Annotated in this window: 19 protein-coding genes; 12 read left to right on the plus strand and 7 right to left on the minus strand. The window is 35.9% G+C overall.

The window, feature by feature from the left end; all coding sequences use genetic code 11:
• Together FFM65_RS03525 and FFM65_RS03530 are read left to right on the plus strand one after the other, a co-directional pair.
• Positions 1-594, plus strand: coding sequence for a DapH/DapD/GlmU-related protein (locus FFM65_RS03525; RefSeq protein ID WP_119317557.1), 594 nt, complete (start codon positions 1-3; stop codon positions 592-594).
• 17 nt (positions 595-611) lie between these two features.
• The gene (locus tag FFM65_RS03530; protein ID WP_119317556.1) at positions 612-1,199 is read left to right on the plus strand and encodes a sugar O-acetyltransferase; all 588 of its coding nucleotides are present in this window, start codon (positions 612-614) and stop codon (positions 1,197-1,199) included.
• Between the two features lie 90 nt (positions 1,200-1,289).
• On the opposite strand, the gene FFM65_RS03535 is transcribed toward FFM65_RS03530, so the two are convergent.
• A complete protein-coding gene (locus FFM65_RS03535; protein ID WP_119317555.1) occupies positions 1,290-1,916 on the minus strand; it encodes an NAD(P)H-binding protein in 627 nt (208 codons plus the stop codon).
• Between the two features lie 211 nt (positions 1,917-2,127).
• Here FFM65_RS03535 and FFM65_RS03540 point away from each other — a divergent pair, with 211 nt between their 5' ends.
• The 3 genes from FFM65_RS03540 to FFM65_RS03550 all read left to right on the plus strand — a co-directional run bounded on the left by FFM65_RS03540 (position 2,128) and on the right by FFM65_RS03550 (position 3,991).
• The gene (locus FFM65_RS03540) at positions 2,128-2,919 is read left to right on the plus strand and encodes a hypothetical protein (RefSeq protein WP_119317554.1); all 792 of its coding nucleotides are present in this window, start codon (positions 2,128-2,130) and stop codon (positions 2,917-2,919) included.
• A gap of 133 nt (positions 2,920-3,052) precedes the next feature.
• The gene (locus FFM65_RS03545; RefSeq protein WP_119317553.1) at positions 3,053-3,601 is read left to right on the plus strand and encodes a TetR/AcrR family transcriptional regulator; all 549 of its coding nucleotides are present in this window, start codon (positions 3,053-3,055) and stop codon (positions 3,599-3,601) included.
• Positions 3,602-3,688: 87 nt separating this feature from the next.
• Positions 3,689-3,991 (plus strand): hypothetical protein, encoded by a 303-nt coding sequence (locus FFM65_RS03550; RefSeq protein ID WP_119317552.1) that lies wholly within the window; start codon positions 3,689-3,691, stop codon positions 3,989-3,991.
• A 419-nt stretch (positions 3,992-4,410) separates the two neighbouring features.
• Here the strand turns inward: FFM65_RS03550 and FFM65_RS03555 are convergent, their stop codons facing one another.
• The 6 genes from FFM65_RS03555 to FFM65_RS03580 all read right to left on the minus strand — a co-directional run bounded on the left by FFM65_RS03555 (position 4,411) and on the right by FFM65_RS03580 (position 10,572).
• Positions 4,411-5,268: a metallophosphoesterase family protein gene (locus FFM65_RS03555; RefSeq protein WP_162897897.1), complete on the minus strand. Its 858-nt coding sequence runs from the start codon at positions 5,266-5,268 to the stop codon at positions 4,411-4,413.
• 416 nt (positions 5,269-5,684) lie between these two features.
• On the minus strand, positions 5,685-7,490 hold the full coding sequence (gene recQ / locus FFM65_RS03560) for a DNA helicase RecQ (protein ID WP_119317550.1): 1,806 nt from the start codon (positions 7,488-7,490) through the stop codon (positions 5,685-5,687).
• Positions 7,491-7,548: 58 nt separating this feature from the next.
• A complete protein-coding gene (locus FFM65_RS03565) occupies positions 7,549-8,190 on the minus strand; it encodes a TetR/AcrR family transcriptional regulator (protein WP_119317549.1) in 642 nt (213 codons plus the stop codon).
• 4 nt (positions 8,191-8,194) lie between these two features.
• Positions 8,195-9,265, minus strand: a complete 1,071-nt coding sequence (locus tag FFM65_RS03570) for an ABC transporter permease (protein WP_119317548.1) — start codon at positions 9,263-9,265, stop codon at positions 8,195-8,197.
• Positions 9,243-9,980, minus strand: a complete 738-nt coding sequence (locus tag FFM65_RS03575; RefSeq protein WP_119317547.1) for an ABC transporter ATP-binding protein — start codon at positions 9,978-9,980, stop codon at positions 9,243-9,245. The genes FFM65_RS03570 and FFM65_RS03575 overlap by 23 nt, the downstream gene beginning before the upstream one ends.
• Before the next feature lie 97 nt (positions 9,981-10,077).
• Complete coding sequence (locus tag FFM65_RS03580; protein WP_119317546.1) at positions 10,078-10,572, minus strand: methylated-DNA--[protein]-cysteine S-methyltransferase; 495 nt, start codon at positions 10,570-10,572, stop codon at positions 10,078-10,080.
• A gap of 176 nt (positions 10,573-10,748) precedes the next feature.
• Between FFM65_RS03580 and FFM65_RS03585 the strand changes: the two genes are divergently transcribed.
• The 7 genes from FFM65_RS03585 (at position 10,749) to FFM65_RS03615 (ending at position 16,996) form a co-directional block, all read left to right on the plus strand.
• A complete protein-coding gene (locus FFM65_RS03585) occupies positions 10,749-11,786 on the plus strand; it encodes a MupG family TIM beta-alpha barrel fold protein (RefSeq protein WP_119317545.1) in 1,038 nt (345 codons plus the stop codon).
• A 4-nt stretch (positions 11,787-11,790) separates the two neighbouring features.
• Entirely contained in the window at positions 11,791-12,687 is an 897-nt protein-coding gene (gene murQ / locus FFM65_RS03590; RefSeq protein ID WP_119317544.1) for an N-acetylmuramic acid 6-phosphate etherase, read from the plus strand.
• Positions 12,688-12,692: 5 nt separating this feature from the next.
• Positions 12,693-14,165 carry a PTS transporter subunit EIIC gene (locus tag FFM65_RS03595; RefSeq protein ID WP_119317543.1) on the plus strand — a complete coding sequence of 491 codons (1,473 nt, stop codon included), beginning with the start codon at positions 12,693-12,695 and terminating at the stop codon, positions 14,163-14,165.
• Between the two features lie 3 nt (positions 14,166-14,168).
• A complete protein-coding gene (locus tag FFM65_RS03600; protein WP_119317542.1) occupies positions 14,169-15,023 on the plus strand; it encodes a MurR/RpiR family transcriptional regulator in 855 nt (284 codons plus the stop codon).
• Positions 15,024-15,025: 2 nt separating this feature from the next.
• Complete coding sequence (locus FFM65_RS03605; protein ID WP_119317541.1) at positions 15,026-15,505, plus strand: PTS sugar transporter subunit IIA; 480 nt, start codon at positions 15,026-15,028, stop codon at positions 15,503-15,505.
• Positions 15,506-15,586: 81 nt separating this feature from the next.
• A complete protein-coding gene (locus tag FFM65_RS03610; RefSeq protein WP_119317540.1) occupies positions 15,587-16,414 on the plus strand; it encodes a site-specific integrase in 828 nt (275 codons plus the stop codon).
• Positions 16,415-16,426: 12 nt separating this feature from the next.
• A complete protein-coding gene (locus FFM65_RS03615) occupies positions 16,427-16,996 on the plus strand; it encodes an LOG family protein (RefSeq protein ID WP_119317539.1) in 570 nt (189 codons plus the stop codon).
• Positions 16,997-17,024: the final 28 nt, after the last annotated feature.

Here is a 17,024-nt window from a genome sequence, read left to right on the forward strand (position 1 = left end):
ATGCAAGGAAAGAATGTGTTCAAAATCAACAAAGAAGAAGTTTTGAAGAAGGCACGCGAAGGTGGCAACTTAAAATTCACTAAAGAAGAACTCGGATTAGTAGATGAAATCGTTGAAAAAAATTCGCTGATAATTGACCAAATCAATCAGCATTCGCATAATACAAAACAACGTCGAGAACTATTTAGTCAGTTGTATGGATATCAAATTCCCGAAACGACTGATATCAAAGCACCTTATAACGCTGATGTGGGATGTCAAACATTTGTCAAAGGCAACGTTTTTATTAATAAAGATTGTTTCTTCATGGATCTTGGTGGAATTTGGATTGATGAACAAGTCAAAATTGGTCCTCGGGTTAGTCTAATAACGGTCAATCACGCTGAAGATCCTAATCATCGTAATGACCTAATTACGGGTTCAATCCATATTAAAAGAAATGCTTGGTTAGGGGCTAATGTGACTGTTTTGCCCGGAGTAACTATTGGTGAAAATTCAATCGTCGGGGCCAATGCTTTAGTGACTAAGGACGTTGAACCAAATAGTATTTATGTGGGTTCGCCAGCTAAAAAATTACGTGATTTAAGATACTAAAGGAGAGATTTATTTTGATGACAGAACACGAAAAATTATTAGCAGGACAAGATTATGATTATCGTGACCCTGAGTTACAAGGGATGATTCAAGATGCCAGGCAATTAATTTCCAAATTGAATAACGAGGCAGAGAAAAATAAAAAACAAGCAATTGCAAATGAACTCTTTGCACACATTGGTACAAATCTAACAATCAATGGTGACATTGGAGCAATTTATGGAAAACATATTTCTTTTGGTAATGACGATTTCGTCAATGGCAATTGTTACTTCCAAGATTCCAATAAAATAACTTTTGGTGATCGTGTAATCATAGCGCCCGATACTAAATTCTATTGTGGAGAACATTCATTAGATGCTACTAAACGTTTTGGAACTAGAGATGACGGTAGTAAATATTTAATTACTTATACTCAATCAATTTCTGTTGGTAATGATGTATGGATAGGTGGCAACTGCACCATAATTGGCGGTGTCCACATTGGTAATAATGTTATTATCGGAGCTGGAGCGGTTGTTGTTAAAGATGTTCCAGATAATTGTGTTGTCGGTGGGGTTCCCGCTAAAATCATCAAGAAATTACCTGCTTTAACGACAAAATAAAATTAATGATTTTGTAAATTTTAGATAGAAAAACTTCATTAACACCTTCAATGTTTTAAGAATTGAATTTGTTAATGAAGTTTTTTGATTTTATCTTTTTGTTGGTTGATTAAGTCCAAGACTACCACGAGAAGCCTGTAAATCACCAGTAATAAGTCGCACTGCAACTGAACCGACTGAAGAGATGGTTGTCGTATTTCCCGAAACATTCTCGCCACGATGTGTAATTACAACTGAATCAGGTCCAGGGACCAAAAAACCAGGTCGGAGGAGGGTATAATCCAATGAAGATTCCTCAATTACTTTAGCTGCACGAAGATTATGAATTTGAGCAGGGTTGTTATCAACATTATCCTGTGCACCAACTGATTTAGGAATTTCGTTGTAAATTCCCATAGCGACCATAAAAATCAATCGTTTAAGATGTAATTCCTGCATAGCGTTAATAATATCTTGGGCTAATCTAGCAAGTTCATCAGGATCACCCTCAGATGAAAGGGCAGAAAACACGATATCTTGTCCTTTCATTGCTTTGATCAATGCATCATGATCGTGTACGTCAAATTGAGCTAGTTTTTCCCGTTTGGGATTTGGTGTAAGTTGGTTAGCATGTCGTGAAACTAATGTTAAATGTGCATCCGTCCGTGATAAAAGTGCTTTTCGAACACCGGAGCCAGCTGTCCCTGATGCACCTAACAATAAAATATTTTTAGCCATTAAAATTTCTCCTTTTATTCTTATAATAATAAAATTCAAAACTATGTAAAATACTTATAATGATACGACCACAATTCAAATATCGAATAATTCTTTTGAGTCATTTATTTCAATTGGTTTCATAAGTTACCATGGTACCAATAGTGGACCGCAACTTTCTCTTTTTTGATGCTATATTAAAATCACAATAAATCAAAAGCGAGGAAACATTATGACAGAATATAAAGATTTACGAATTATAAATAATGGTGAAGAAATTTCTTATACCGAAGTTCAACACATTGCTGCAAAAAGAGCGGCTCACATACTACAAGAAATGTCCGAATTAGGTGCTACATTATATTTGAACGATACAGAACTTGACAGTAATCAGATTTACACATTATCCAATACAGATATATTACAAGCTTGTATAGAAAGTAAGAAAAAATTAGGGAGACAAGGAATTTTAGATTTATATTCAGATAAGATTTCTCAAAGTCGTCAAATGTGGCATCAAATTGCTGAAGAATCAGATGGCAAAACTTTCAAAGAAAGTCATGTTACTGTTGAAGTTGATCACATTGATCCTAAAATAATCGCCAAGAAGATTAGTAGCTCTAGTGCGAATGATTTAAACCTTGAAATAGCTTATCGATTATCTCCTGATCACTTTGTTTTTGGACTAATCAATAATACCCAAGAAGTTATGGAAACCATTGGACATTATAAAGAACCAACTTGGTTTAGATTAGAAATGGCTCCAGATGATTTAGGACCACAAAAAGATCCAGCTTGTATAGCAGCACCTAAGGCTCAATTTGTATTAGATGATGGTTTTAGAATGCCAATGTTTGCTATGCACCAATTTTACGCTACACCAAATGGAATGCGGGTTGAGTTAGGTTCATATTTTCCTTCAGCAACTCCAGATGAAGTAGTCATTGGACACAGGGAACACTTTACAGTAGAATTTGGTAACAATATGGCAATGGCATTAAATCAATTGCATGTAAATAAATAAAATTTGGAGATTAAAAATACGGCATGAAATAATTCACGTCGTATTTTTGTGTCCTTAAATCTTAGTAAACAATTATGCAAGAAGTGTAAAATTAACTTTATAATTATTAAAACGTATCTAGCAGGAGGGAACCATGGAAACAAATGATCGGCGTGTTCGTAAAACAGAAACTGCAATTAAAGCTGCAATTACAGATTTATTAGAACATAAAAATTTTGCATCCATTACTATTAAAGATATTGCTGATCAAGCTGACATAGGCAAAGCAACATTTTATCGTCATTATCCAGATAAGTATGCATTAGTAAATGAGCTGGTCACGAGTAAATTGGCCGATTATTATAGTCAACTTGATATTAGTTCTCAAATAACAATTAAAGTTGAAAATCTTCAACAAGTACAACAATTAATCAATGAACTTAAGCCTTTTCGTGGAATTAACCAAGCCGAATTGAACGTCGATAATTTAATCAAATCTTGGCTGGCTAATTTTTTAAGAAAAACCATTTTATCTCAAGAAAGATTAACCATGACTAAGACAACAGCCAAAATACTATCTGCAACATTACTGGAATTATTGGATGAGTATAATTCAAATGAAATACCCTTAACGCCGAATAAAGTTAAACAACAGCTAGCTGATTTACGAACTGTTTTATCTAACATAAATTATAATTTATGAATCAAATATCAACACTTTAAAGAAAATTGCTTATTGAACATAACCATCAATCTCCATTATCCTAAAAAAGATAAGGAAGAGGTTAATTTGGAAAAAATAATATCAGTTGAGCATCTTGTAAAAAATTATGATAATCACAAAGCAGTTAATGACCTAAATTTCAGCGTCGAAAAGGGTAGTTTTACAGCATTTCTTTATACTTCTATAGCAAATTCTTTTCAAGATTATCCATTGTATACAGAATTTGTTAAACCCTATTTTAAGACTGCCGATTCGTATCGTAAGTTTTTAATTAGTTTGTTTACTATCCAATTGATAATTTTACCAATATTAGCTTTATTTTTATTAGTTAATTATGTTAAATATTTTAAAAAGAAGCCTGATTTTTAATTTTAATATATATATATGTGAATGTGCACATATATTTTAAAAAATTTCGGGTTAGAAGTAAAAATTCAACTAATTTAGAATAAATCTTGTTCAGCTATGTAGATTTAGTAGCAATTCAATAATTGGTCTTTAAGTGGATCTAATCTAAATAAACAGTCAGATATTTAACCGTAGCAAAGTCTGTAGATCCATTACAGGTTTTGCTTTTTGTTTTGCTGAAGATATACGAATCAGTAATTAATTTATTTAAAATAGAACCACAAACATTGAATTTTGAATATACCAAGTAACGATATAGGATAAAAAAGTAGAGCAGACAAAAAATACCAAAATCCAATAGCTAAATCAGATTTTGGTATTTAAGGTTACATAATATATATTATACGAAGTTATATATTTAAAGAAAAAGAACCCTTTAATTAGAGATCTTTAGAAGATTCCAATTTCTTCAAGTATTCGAGTGCATCGGCTTTATAATTATGTTTCTCAATTTGTTCATTCAAAGCGTCATCGTCGTGCGTAAAAGTTATGCCTTCAGCAAATAGTCGTTGGTACAACTCACGAAATGGTAAATCATTTGCTTCAGCAATTTTTAATTCATCGTCAATTGAGTATGCGACTTTTCTGAAGTTTACATCGACAAGTCCTTGATCAAAACTTAAAACTGCATACTGAGCGCGTCTGTCAGCACGGAATTTTTTCCAAGCTGTATACGGTTGACCAATTGAACCGGGATTGATGGCTAATTGATCCTTGCTGCTGGTTCTTAGTAGTTGATGATGTATGTGAGCATAAATTGCTAAGTCATAAGGCTTATCAAACAATAATTTGTCAAAGTTAGCTTGATTCTCATATGGCAGTAATTCATGTCCATAATTCTTCTTAGGATGATTGTGCGTTAAAAGGATATTTAAGCCTTCGAAGTGAATATTTTTTGAAATAGGCCATTGCTGAATTTGTTGGATATATTTGGATTCAAGGTGACTTTTTACGTACTTGATCAATTCAACCATATAGGTAGTTTGGGGCTCATTGATGTATTCTTTGCTGATGCTCAAAATATTCTCAAATAGGAAGTCGTCCCAATTGCCACGAATAAACTGGGTAGTATTAATTTGATTGAGTAGTTCTAAAATAGATTCTGCACCAGGTCCAGGCATGAGTAGGTCGCCTAAAAACCAATATTCATCTACCCTTTGTTTTTCGGCATCTTTAATGACTTGCTGAAAGGCGGTAAGATTGCCATGAATGTCCGAAATGATTGCTACTTTTTTCATTGTTTGCCCCCTTCTTTCGTCCCTATTCCTTGATTTTAACGCATTTTGTGTCATAATATTTTGTTTTTTTATTTTTGAATTTATGTTTTCGTAAAACATATTATTTAAACGATAATTTAACTTCAAATAGATGTTATATTTTGATTGATTTATTGAGTCTTTCACTATTTTAGATGAACAGTTCATCATTAAAAGCTCATAGAATGCGTCTCTCAGACCTTATTTGATCCTCATATAACCCAATTTTTGCCTAGTTTTCAGTTTTGTTAGTGCTCTCTCTTCTTATATTTCCTATTATACCGGGCTTTACCCCTATTTTTATTTTTAAGCTTCTTTTTTATAAGTTTTCGTAAAACATTTATTATTATCTACCTTAAATTAACAAAAAAATAGATCATTTTTAAATGACCTATTAACTATGCTTCAGCTTGATACTCTTTAATTTCGTTTAAGAAGCTTTCACCATACTGCTCTAGTTTTACTTTACCTACTCCACTGACGTTGAGAAAATCGGCTTCAGTAACAGGATTTTTCACGCACATATCTTTCAAAGTCTTATCTGAGAAAATCATAAATGGTGGCAAAGCTTGTTTTCTCGCCCATTTCGTCCTCAAAGCACGCAATTTCTCAAATAGATCCATATCAAAACTGCCGTCAGCAACAATGGTTCTACTCTTAGTAACGTTTTCTGGCTTGTATTTCGAAAGATCTTGACGTTTGGCAACATTAATCTTTCCTTTTAAGACGTCCGCACCCTTTTTTGATAATTTCAAAGTTGGATATTTACCACCTGAACCGGTCAAATAGCCATTAGCCGCTAAAAATTCAATAAAACGGCTCGTTTCTTTTAAAGTCCTATCTTCAAAGATACCAAAAGTTGAGAGTTCTTCAAAATGGTGCCAATCGTTTGCCACGTCATCTTTGCCAACTAAAACTCTAGTAATCATCTTCTTACCAAAATTTTGCCCCATTCTGACAACACAACTCAAGGCCTTTTGAGCATCAGCGGTTACATCTACTACTTCACGGTCATCCAAACAATTAGAACAGCGACCACAAACTTGTGTATTGGTTTCTCCAAAGTAGTCCAAGATGAATTTCATCAGACAGGTCTGCGTTTCAGCATAACGACTCATTTCAAACAGTTTCTTACGTAAACTCAACTTATATTGGTCGTCGCCCAAAGATTTGTTGATGAAAAATTGATGCAAGCGTAAATCGGCTGGCGTATACAGTAAAATTGCTTCAGCAGGCAATCCGTCACGTCCTGCACGACCAACTTCTTGATAATAGTTTTCAATTGTCCCAGGTACGGTAAAATGCAGCACATAGCGCACGTTAGTCTTGTTGATACCCATTCCAAAAGCATTCGTTGCTACGATCACATTAATCCGATCAAAAAGGAAATCTTCTTGCTGATTATGACGTTCAGAATCGCTTAAACCGGCATGATAACGTCCAACTGAAACATCGTTCTCTTTCAAAAAATTATAAATCCTGTCAACATCTTCACGACGACCAGCATAAATAATACCGGATTCATCCGGATGCGACTTCACGTAATTTAAAACGTAATCGGTTTTATCAACGCCACGTTCGATTTTTAAAGCTAAATTGTCACGATTAAAACCGGTTTTGATGATGTTTTCATCAGGAACATCCAAAATTCTAGCTAAATCGGCTTGAACTTCTTCTGTGGCTGTGGCTGTCAAAGCTAACCAAGCACAATCGGTCGATAAATTTTTTAGTGGTTGGATCATCTCTAAGTAACTACTACGAAAATCATGACCCCAAGACGACAAAACGTGAGCTTCATCAATTGCAATCAATGAGATATCTAAACTTGACAACCAACTGTAAAATTCTTCATCGACAATTTTTTCTGGAGCAACGAATAGCAGTTTGACTGCACCACTTTCGATGTAACGCATTCTTTCTTCACGGTCGTGCCACTCAACGGTACTGTTCAAGAAAGTCGCTGGAATACCATCTTCATTCAAACTATCCACTTGGTCTTTCATCAACGAAATCAGTGGTGAAACGACTAAAGTCAGTCCCGACATAATTGTTGCTGGCAATTGATAACAAATTGACTTACCGCCACCGGTCGGCATGATACCCATAGCTTTTTTGCCGTCTAAGACCATTTGAATCAATTCTTTTTGACCCGGGCGAAACGTATCGTAACCAAATTCTTCCTTTAAGATAGCTTCTAATTTCAAGGTAAAAAACTCCTACTTATCAAAAAATATACAGTTAAAGCATAGCATAGATGTTAAATTATTTTTCAATTGCTCTTAAAACGCTAGCTTCGATTTGTTGCAAACCTGTTTGTATTGTCGTCTCGTCTGCAGTAGAAATGCGTTGAGTTTGAATGAAATAGAAGATAATTTGACTGACAACTAGTCTCAAAAAGCCTAATTCATCCAGATCATCCCTCAACTCATTAGTTGCTTGAAGCGGCACCCAAATATTTTGTTCAAAAATATCTTTTACTTCAGCAATTTTTTGTAAAACTTTCGCCTTGATTTGTTGGTTGATCAACAATTGTGAAATCAAGATCATCGCTGCATCTTTATTCTGAACCAAAAAATAATATCGATCTTGAACGATGAAATGAATCATACTAGCTAAATTCCGTTCTTGCTTTGATAATTCCTGTGCGAATTTCTTCCCATATGTAGGCAACAAGTGATCGATCAATGGTTCCAAAATAATTAGCAAGAGATCTTCTTTAGACTTGTAGTACTTAAAAATAGTTGCTTGACTCATCCCTGAAGCCTCAGCAATCTGTGCAGTAGACGTTCCATCGTAACCTTGTTTAGAAAACAAATTAAGGGCAGCTTTTAAAACTTGCTTTTTGCCAAATGGCATATCGCTAGTCATTAACCAATCGTTTAAATCTTCAAATGCTTGTTCCATCTTGTTACACCTTTCTATATTTTTTCAATCCTTGAATGTTTAAAATCGTCAATACTACTAAGAATAACAATAAAATTCCAATCTCAGGCAATATTTTGACAAAGCTGTCTCCTGACATGACTACGCCACTCAACGCATCTCCTGCATATTTTAAAGGCAAGATGTAAGAAATTGCTTGCACGCCTTTAGCCATCGTATCTAAAGGAATAATCCCAGAAAAGAATATTTGTGGCACGATGATCAAAGGAATAAATTGCATCATTTGAAATTCTGACTTAGCAAAGGTCGACATTAAAATTCCAAACGCTAAGGCGACTAATGCTAAAACAAAGTTAATTAAAATTACGTAAAAAATACTGCCAACTACTTCAACTTTTAACATCCAAACAGTAAATAAAACGACCAATAGCGTCTGTAAAATTGCTAAGGCCCCGTAACTGAGCATATAACCAAAAACTATCTCTGAGCGTTTTACCGGTGTTGCCAAGAGTCGGTTCAAGGTGCCGGAAGTCCGTTCATTCAACAAAGCCATCCCTGAGATCAAGAAAACAAAGAAGAAGACGAAAAATCCCATTAAAATCGGTACTATTTTGTCAAAGAAGTTAGTATCAGCATTACCGTACTCGTATTTTTGCTGAATTTTAGGCTGTGAAGCTTTTTCTCCTAGAGGTTTTAAAATTCTCTTCATCTCCTGCATAGAATTAGCTAACAGAGACATTCTAAAAGCAGACTTAATAGCTTTAGTTTTACTAGCATCGATATTGGCATAAGTTATTTGAAAATCACTATTCTTGGCTTGGACGATGGCATCGATCTTTTGATCTGACAACGCCTTTTGAGCATCTTTTTTACTGTCATATTTTACCGTACTTAGATGACTAGCCTTATCTAATTGTGTAACTAAGCTCTCATTGACATTTACTGTAGCAATTTTTACATCCGTCGTAGAGTTAACCGAAAAGACTAGTTTCATCAAAAATAAAATAAAGATCGGTGCTAAAAACATCAACATCAAAGTTCTTTTATCCCGTAACAATTCTTTCGTAACTCGTCTAGCGATAGCTATTGTTCTCATTATTCAAACCCTCCGCCTTCAAAAATACTTCTTCGATCGAATTAACTTGATAAATTTGTTCCAAACTCAATGGGTCATTATAAGCAATGATTCGTCCGTCGAGTAACAACGCTACATCATCGCACAGTTGGGCTTCATCCATTACGTGAGTCGTTACTAAAATAGTTTTACCTTGATTACGCAAATTTTGTAACTCCCACCAGATTTTCTTTCTCAAAGCTGGATCGACTCCAACCGTTGGCTCATCTAAAATCAAAATATCATTATTTCCTAACATTGCAATCGCTAATGAAAGCCGGCGCTTCATCCCTCCAGAATAGCCACTGACTCGTTTGTCCAAATCTTTTGTCAGTTCAACGACTGAAGAAACGTGTTCAATAAATTGCTTTGAATTATTCAAAGCTTTCATATCCGCATAAAATTGCAAGTTCTCTTGACCAGTCAATTGCTCGTATAAAGCATCGGATTGTGCCATGTAACCAATTTTTCCCAATAACTTGCGATTAGGCATTTTCTGATTAAAAACTGTTGTTGACCCTTTATCTGGCACTTCCATACCTAGGATTATCTTAATGATCGTCGACTTCCCAGCCCCAGATGGCCCAATCAATCCAATAATGCGTCCTCTTGGTATTTGAAAATCAACTTGATTTAAAACCGTTTGCTGACCAAATTTTTTGACGATTCCTCGCATTGAAACAACGCTATTGAACATATTATGTCCCCCTAAACTAGTAAATATTTAGTGAGTGAGTGATTACTCACTATGCTTTTCCCCACAGTATAGTACTAGCCAAAATAAAAAGCCATCCCTATTTGAGATGACCTTCTAAACTTAATAAATTCTCTTTCATCGTTACTCCACCACGATACTGGCTGACGGTTCCTGTTTTAGTCACTACTCGATGACACGGAATAACCATTAAGACAGGATTTTTGCCTACGGCACTACCCACTGCTCGAACGGCTTTAGGATTATTGATCTCTTCAGCAATTTGCGTGTAACTCTTAGTCTGTCCATATGGGATTTGTTTCAAAGCTTTCCAGACACTTTCTTGAAAGGCAGTTCCTGAAATATCCAACTTTAAGTCAAATGTCTTAGTTTCGCCAGATAAGTATGCTTCTAATTCAGTAGCAGCTTTTGATAACTTCGATTCATCATCGATTAATTGAACATTTGGATAAAAATCTGACAGTTCTTCTAAGTCGCCATCTGCTGAACCGACAAATGCTAACCCTTTTGCAGTGGTGGCTAACAAGTACGTATGTCCTAAGATCATAAATTGGTGATAATAAAGAGTTTTCATGTGCAACACCTTCCTTTATTAATATTTTACTACGAAAAAGATAAGTAACAATCATTACGTATTTTGTATTTTTATTACATTTTATAAGATATTTTAAGATTTATATTGTAATTTTGTTACATAGGTTATATGATATTTCTTGTAAAGCGCTTACAAATTAAAAGGAGGGTCAACAATTGCTCGGGTTTTCGTATTACCTCGATCATGCTTTGAATGAGTATGATAGAAAATATTTTCAAAGTATGCAGCAACATCATTTTAATGAAATATTTACTTCGCTTCACATCCCTGAAGATGAACCATCGCAGTATGCCACTCGTCTTCAAGAACTACTTGAATTTACCAATGACTTATCACTACACGTATTTGTAGATATCGACAAGCATTCACTTAAAAATCTGCCCCACAATTTAACAGGCTTTTCATTGCGACTCGATGACGGCTTCACTAATCAAGAGATTGCTCAGTTATCCCTTGATGGTCCGGTGGCTTTAAACGCTAGTACTTTAAGTAAACAAGATATTACCGAATTAAGGGACTTCAAGGCTAATTTCAAAAATCTAGAAGCTTGGCACAATTTTTATCCTCGTCCTGAAACTGGTTTAGATAAAGACTGGTTCATTCAAAAGAATCGCTGGTTAAAGAGCTTAGGTTTAACTACACAGGCATTTATTCCTGGTAATGAGACTTTGCGTGGACCAATTTATTCTGGATTACCAACTCTAGAACACCAGCGCCAACAAGATTTATTAGCATCAGCATTAGAACTAGAAAAATACGGTGTCGACAAAATTTTTATCGGTGATCCTCGATTGGATTTGACTTATCAAACTAAATTTAAAGACTACTTTAATGATGGTGTTTTAGATCTATGTTTAAAAGCTAGTCCACACTTTCCACCATATTTAGTCAACAAAGTCCTACACAACCGACCTGATCCGGCTGCTCAAGTAGTCAGAGTCGTCGAGAGCCGTGGGATAAACGTTTTAAATAAAAAAATAGTTGAGCCACTCGATACCATCCCTCGAAATACTGGTTCAATTACGATCGACAATAAAAAATATGGGCGCTACATGGGTGAAGTTCAAATCATCAAAACTGATTTACCAATGGATGAAAAAGTCAACGTCTGCGGACATTTAGACCAAGCTTCGATTCAACTACTACCTTACTTTAGTGCCAATACCGCCTTTAGGATAAATTACAAGGAGTGAAATTATGGATTTAACAAAATTAAGTACTGAAACACGCAATCCAAAGAGTATGGAATTAGACACCATGTCAGTTTCTGAGATCTTGCAACTAATGAATTCAGAAGATCAAACCGTTCCACTCGCTATTCAAAAACAATTGCCCCAAATAGAAAATGCCGTAGAAACTATTATCCAACAATTCAAAAAAGGTGGCCGTTTGATTTATTTAGGTGCTGGTACCAGTGGTCGTTTAGGAGTTTTAGATGCTGCTGAATGTGTGCCTACTTTTGGAACCGACCCAACGCTAGTTCAAGGACTGATTGCTGGTGGTCAAAGCGCTATGACAGTTGCCGTTGAAGGTGCCGAAGATTCACTTAGTTTAGCACAAGAAGATTTGAAAAAACTCGATTTAAATGAAGATGATGCCGTCGTTGGCTTAGCCGCTAGTGGTCGCACGCCTTACGTTATCGGGGCCTTAAAGTACGCTCAAACAGTTCAAGCAGCAACGATCAGTATCGCTTGTAACGAAAATGCTGAAATTTCAAAATTTGCTAAATATCCAATCGAAGTAGTCACTGGTCCAGAAGTTTTGACCGGATCAACTCGTCTCAAAGCCGGCACAGCTCAAAAACTAGTCTTAAATATGATCTCCACTACTTCAATGATCAAACTTGGCAAAGCTTATCAAAACTTAATGATCGACGTTAAGCCTACTAACGATAAATTAGTTGAACGTGCCAAGAGAATTATCATGCAAGCAACCGACTGCGATTATCAAACAGCAGCAGATACATTAATATCCGCCAATCAAGATGTCAAAGTCGCAATTATTATGATTTTAACTGGTAGCGATAAAGACGAAGCCGTCAAAAATCTCAAGCAAAACGATGGTTTTGTCAGAAAAGCTATGAAGGAGGATTAAAAACCATGGCTGAGAAAAAAGAAGAACGCTTAGCTCGTGAAATATACAGTGCTGTCGGGGGACCTAGCAATGTGGAAAAATTGATTCATTGTATGACTCGGGTCAGAATGACGATCCGTGATTACGATAAGGTCGATATGGAAAAACTAAAGGCAATCGATGGTGTTTTAGGTGTCGTTCAAGAAGACACCTTACAAGTTGTCGTTGGACCTGGCCTAGTAAATAAAGTAGCCAAAGTAATGATCGACCAAGTTGGCGTCAAATTAGGTGAACCCTTCCCTAAAGATTTAGCAGATGATGATCAACCACAATTATCTGAACACCAAAAAGCTAAAGCCGAAGTTACTCAAAGAGCGGCTGAATTTAAGGCTGAACAAAAGAAGAAGATCAAACCTTCTAAAACTAAAGCCGTCTTGAAATCCATCTCTAATATTTTCGTACCTTTGATTCCGGTTTTCGTCGGTGCTGGTTTAATTGGTGGTATCGCCGCCGTTCTTTCCAACATGTTAGTCGCTGGCGATATCAGTAAGAGTTGGACTGAATTTATTACTGTTTTAAACGTTATTAAAAATGGTGTTTTTGCTTATTTAGCTATTTATGTTGGTATCAACTCCGCTCAAGAATTCGGAGCAACTCCCGGTCTTGGTGGTGTCATTGGTGCCGTAACCTTACTTTCTGGAGTTGATCCTAAGGTTCCACTCCAAAACATTTTTAATGGTTCAGCTCTTTCAGCTGGACAAGGTGGTATCATCGGAGTTATTTTTGCTGTTTGGATTCTTTCAATCATCGAAAAACAATTGCACAAAATCATCCCTGATTCGATCGATATCATCGTCACACCTACATTGACACTTCTTGCTGTCGGTGTCTTCACGATCTTTATCGTCATGCCTATTGCTGGTGTTATCTCTGACTCATTAGTTGGTTCCATAATGTGGGTTCTAAAAGTCGGTGGTGCTTTCTCTGGATTTATCTTAGGACTATTCTTCCTACCTATGGTTATGCTTGGATTACACCAAATCTTAACTCCTATCCACATTGAAATGATCGACAAAACTGGTTCTACTTTGCTATTACCTATCCTTGCCATGGCTGGTGCTGGACAAGTTGGTGCTGCTTTAGCTCTTTGGATTCGTTGCAAGAAAAACAAGAAATTAACTAATATGATCAAAGGTGCTCTACCAGTTGGTTTCTTAGGAATCGGTGAACCATTGATCTACGGTGTTACTTTGCCACTTGGTCGTCCATTTATTACTGCTTGTATCGGTGGTGGTATTGGTGGTGCCGTTGTTGGTGCTTTCGGTAACGTCGGTGCTATCGCTATTGGACCTTCTGGTGTTGCTTTGATCCCATTGATTACTAACGGACACGTCTTAGGCTACATCTTAGGATTACTAGCTGCCTACGTTGGAGGCTTCATTGCTACTTACTTCTTCGGTGTTCCTAAAGATGCTAAAAAGGCTACTGAATTGGACTAATCTATGGAAAGTCTAATCTTTTCAATCAAACAAAAATTACCCGAATTAACGAAGACGGAACAAAAAATTGCTCACTACGTGATTGATAACCCGGCGAAAGTAATTTCGATGAGTGTTCAAGAACTAGTCAGTGCCATACCAACGAGTTCCGCTTCAATTGTTAGATTTGCTAAAATATTTTGTCCCAATGGTTTTGCTGATTTCAAACTGAAATTGTCAGCTGAAAGTGAATTGAACCAAAAAATCTACGATGAACTAGACCCTAAGGACTCTATCGATGATTTAAAAGACAAGTTATCTTTTCGAATCAATCAAACTTTAATCAGAACTAATAGCATTTTGGACGATGCTTCTCTAGCTCAAGCGATAAAAATCCTAAGCCAAAAAGAGACTATCGTGAGTTTTGGAATCGGTGCCTCCCACTTGGTAGCTGAAGATTTCCAACAAAAATTTTTCCGGATCGGTAAAACAGTCATTACTAATAACGATATTCATGTTATAGCAACGATTTTACTGGCCAAAAAAGAACAAGCAGCTGTTTTGATCGTCTCTAACTCTGGTGAAACTAAGGAAGCAATCAATTTAGCACGTCTTGCAAAACAAAATAAAATCCCTATAATTGTATTAACGCATAAAAATGAAAGCGTTTTAGCAAAAATGTCAGATGTAGTTTTGATTCACGATGACAGTACCGAAAACAGTTCTTTGCGAAGTGCCGCAACCACCTCTTTGATTGCCCAATTCTATGCAATTGATTTGTTGTATTACAGTTACTTCAAGTTAGACTTTTCTAAACACGTCAAAGAAATCATCTCTTCACAAAAATTTATTGCTAAGAATTTCAAGGAGGAAGATTAAACATGGGGTTATTTTCTAGAAAAAAGATCGATGAATTCGTTTCGCCAGCTAATGGTGAATTGATCCACTTGGATAAAGTCAACGATCCAGTCTTTTCACAAAAATTAATGGGCGATGGCTTTGCGGTTAAACCAAGCGATAACGAAATCGTCGCTCCCATTGGCGGTGTTATCGGAACAGTATTCCCTACTAAACACGCCTTAATGATCACTTCTAAAAATGGGCTAGAAATTATGCTACACTTAGGCATCGATACAGTTGAGTTGAATGGACAACCTTTTGAAATGTTCGTTCAAGAAAACGACACTGTTAAGGCCGGTCAAAAGCTGGCTACTATGGACTTACAAAAAGTTCAAGACAGTGGTAAAGATACACCGATCATGACTATCATCACTAATTCAGATGCTGTTAAAGATATGGGGGATTTTGAAGATAAATCAGTTTCTGCTGGTGATAAAGCGTTAGAAATTACCGTCAATTAAATACAAAAGTCAGGTTAAAAGCCTGGCTTTTTTGTTCCAAAGATTAACTTAACTGTATAATATAAAAAAGGAGGTTTTCTAATGGTTAAAATTCCTTATTTGACTGGTTTTGAAGCTTATCTAAAAACCAGAAAAATTTCTGATAAAGCTCATACCGAATATATGAATTCGCTGACTGATTTTTTTAATTATACAATTCAACACAATCCTGACTATAAAATCACTGAAGATATCAAAGATGTCCATGAAATGGATGTCAGACTGTTTAAGAACTTTATGTTGGAAGAATTGCAGCTCAGTGCTAGTACGATCAATAAAGTTATTAGTAATCTGAATGTCTACTTTAAATACCTCTTCAGTGCTAAAAAAACGCCCGAGATTCCAACTTTAAACATAAATAGTGTCACTGTACCCAAGCAGAGTGATTTTCCCGTAGAAGTCTTCTTAAAGCTTCCATATTACTTGCAAGCTGACTTAAGTGTTTATACGAGACTTTTAATTCTGATCGTGGCAAAAGGTTTTAACTATAAGGAAGCTATGCAAGCAGGCTTTTATCAAAAATTCAATCAACTAGATTTTGATGAAGATGAGACTAGATTCTTAACTGTATATCGCAATTACATTGAACCTTACAAGACCTACTGGAACAACGACAATCTCTTCTTGAGTCGCAACCGTGGTGCTAACAGTCCCCTCTTGACTGTTCCAGCAATTCATCGTGATCTAAAACGTGACAGTGAGGCTACTAAATTAGACCTCTCGCCTAAAAAACTCTATACGACTTTTATCCTACTGGCTTTAAGCACAAAAGAACTGAGTGCTGACCAGCAACGAGCTTTGGACGCTTTGGATACTCCTTCTTTCATGTATTATCGTCGTTTAAAGCGCGAGACAAATTTTGATATTTAGAAAGTGTGAAAAATGAAAAATATTGCTGTATACTGTGGCGCTGCTACAGGAAATGATGAAGTTTACAAATTAGGAGCTAAAAAGCTCGGTCAGTGGATCGTTGAAAATAATTACGGTCTAACTTATGGCGGTGGTAAATTTGGTTTAATGGGTGTCATTGCTAACAGCGTCTTAGAAAACGGCGGTTTCGTTCACGGAATCATTACTCAAGAACTTTTCGACCGCAAATTAGCATTTGAAGAGATTTCCAAATTGGACATCGTCTCTGATATCTCAGTTAGAAAACAAACCATGCTCAGTGATTCCGTTGCTAACATTGCCTTACCAGGTGGACCTGGGACTCTTGAAGAAATCACCGAAGCCTTCTCATGGACAATTTTAGGCGACAGCAAGAATCCTTGTATCTTTTACAATATCAATCACTACTACGATCCACTGGAAAAATTCTTCGATTCGATGGCACAACAAGGTTTCATGGAACCCGCTACACGAAAGACTTTACTCTTCAGTGATTCACTAACTGAGATAAAAGATTTTATAGACTCATATAACCCACCAGCATTACGTAAATATAAAAATTAAGATGAGCGTTTTATTTAACTACTAAACA

The sequence above is a fragment of the Companilactobacillus formosensis genome, from assembly GCF_005405305.1.
GTDB classification, from domain to species: Bacteria; Bacillota; Bacilli; order Lactobacillales; family Lactobacillaceae; genus Companilactobacillus; species Companilactobacillus formosensis.

Bases quoted from the DNA above. Each gene is read 5' to 3' on its own strand.
- FFM65_RS03525 (WP_119317557.1), top strand. From the start codon at position 1: ATGCAAGGAAAGAATGTGTTCAAAATCAACAAAGAAGAAGTTTTGAAG.
- FFM65_RS03530 (WP_119317556.1), top strand. From the start codon at position 612: ATGACAGAACACGAAAAATTATTAGCAGGACAAGATTATGATTATCGT.
- FFM65_RS03535 (WP_119317555.1), bottom strand. From the start codon at position 1,916: ATGGCTAAAAATATTTTATTGTTAGGTGCATCAGGGACAGCTGGCTCC.
- FFM65_RS03540 (WP_119317554.1), top strand. From the start codon at position 2,128: ATGACAGAATATAAAGATTTACGAATTATAAATAATGGTGAAGAAATT.
- FFM65_RS03545 (WP_119317553.1), top strand. From the start codon at position 3,053: ATGGAAACAAATGATCGGCGTGTTCGTAAAACAGAAACTGCAATTAAA.
- FFM65_RS03555 (WP_162897897.1), bottom strand. From the start codon at position 5,268: ATGAAAAAAGTAGCAATCATTTCGGACATTCATGGCAATCTTACCGCC.
- FFM65_RS03565 (WP_119317549.1), bottom strand. From the start codon at position 8,190: ATGGAACAAGCATTTGAAGATTTAAACGATTGGTTAATGACTAGCGAT.
- FFM65_RS03570 (WP_119317548.1), bottom strand. From the start codon at position 9,265: ATGAGAACAATAGCTATCGCTAGACGAGTTACGAAAGAATTGTTACGG.
- FFM65_RS03575 (WP_119317547.1), bottom strand. From the start codon at position 9,980: ATGTTCAATAGCGTTGTTTCAATGCGAGGAATCGTCAAAAAATTTGGT.
- FFM65_RS03580 (WP_119317546.1), bottom strand. From the start codon at position 10,572: ATGAAAACTCTTTATTATCACCAATTTATGATCTTAGGACATACGTAC.
- murQ (WP_119317544.1), top strand. From the start codon at position 11,791: ATGGATTTAACAAAATTAAGTACTGAAACACGCAATCCAAAGAGTATG.
- FFM65_RS03595 (WP_119317543.1), top strand. From the start codon at position 12,693: ATGGCTGAGAAAAAAGAAGAACGCTTAGCTCGTGAAATATACAGTGCT.
- FFM65_RS03600 (WP_119317542.1), top strand. From the start codon at position 14,169: ATGGAAAGTCTAATCTTTTCAATCAAACAAAAATTACCCGAATTAACG.
- FFM65_RS03605 (WP_119317541.1), top strand. From the start codon at position 15,026: ATGGGGTTATTTTCTAGAAAAAAGATCGATGAATTCGTTTCGCCAGCT.
- FFM65_RS03610 (WP_119317540.1), top strand. From the start codon at position 15,587: ATGGTTAAAATTCCTTATTTGACTGGTTTTGAAGCTTATCTAAAAACC.
- FFM65_RS03615 (WP_119317539.1), top strand. From the start codon at position 16,427: ATGAAAAATATTGCTGTATACTGTGGCGCTGCTACAGGAAATGATGAA.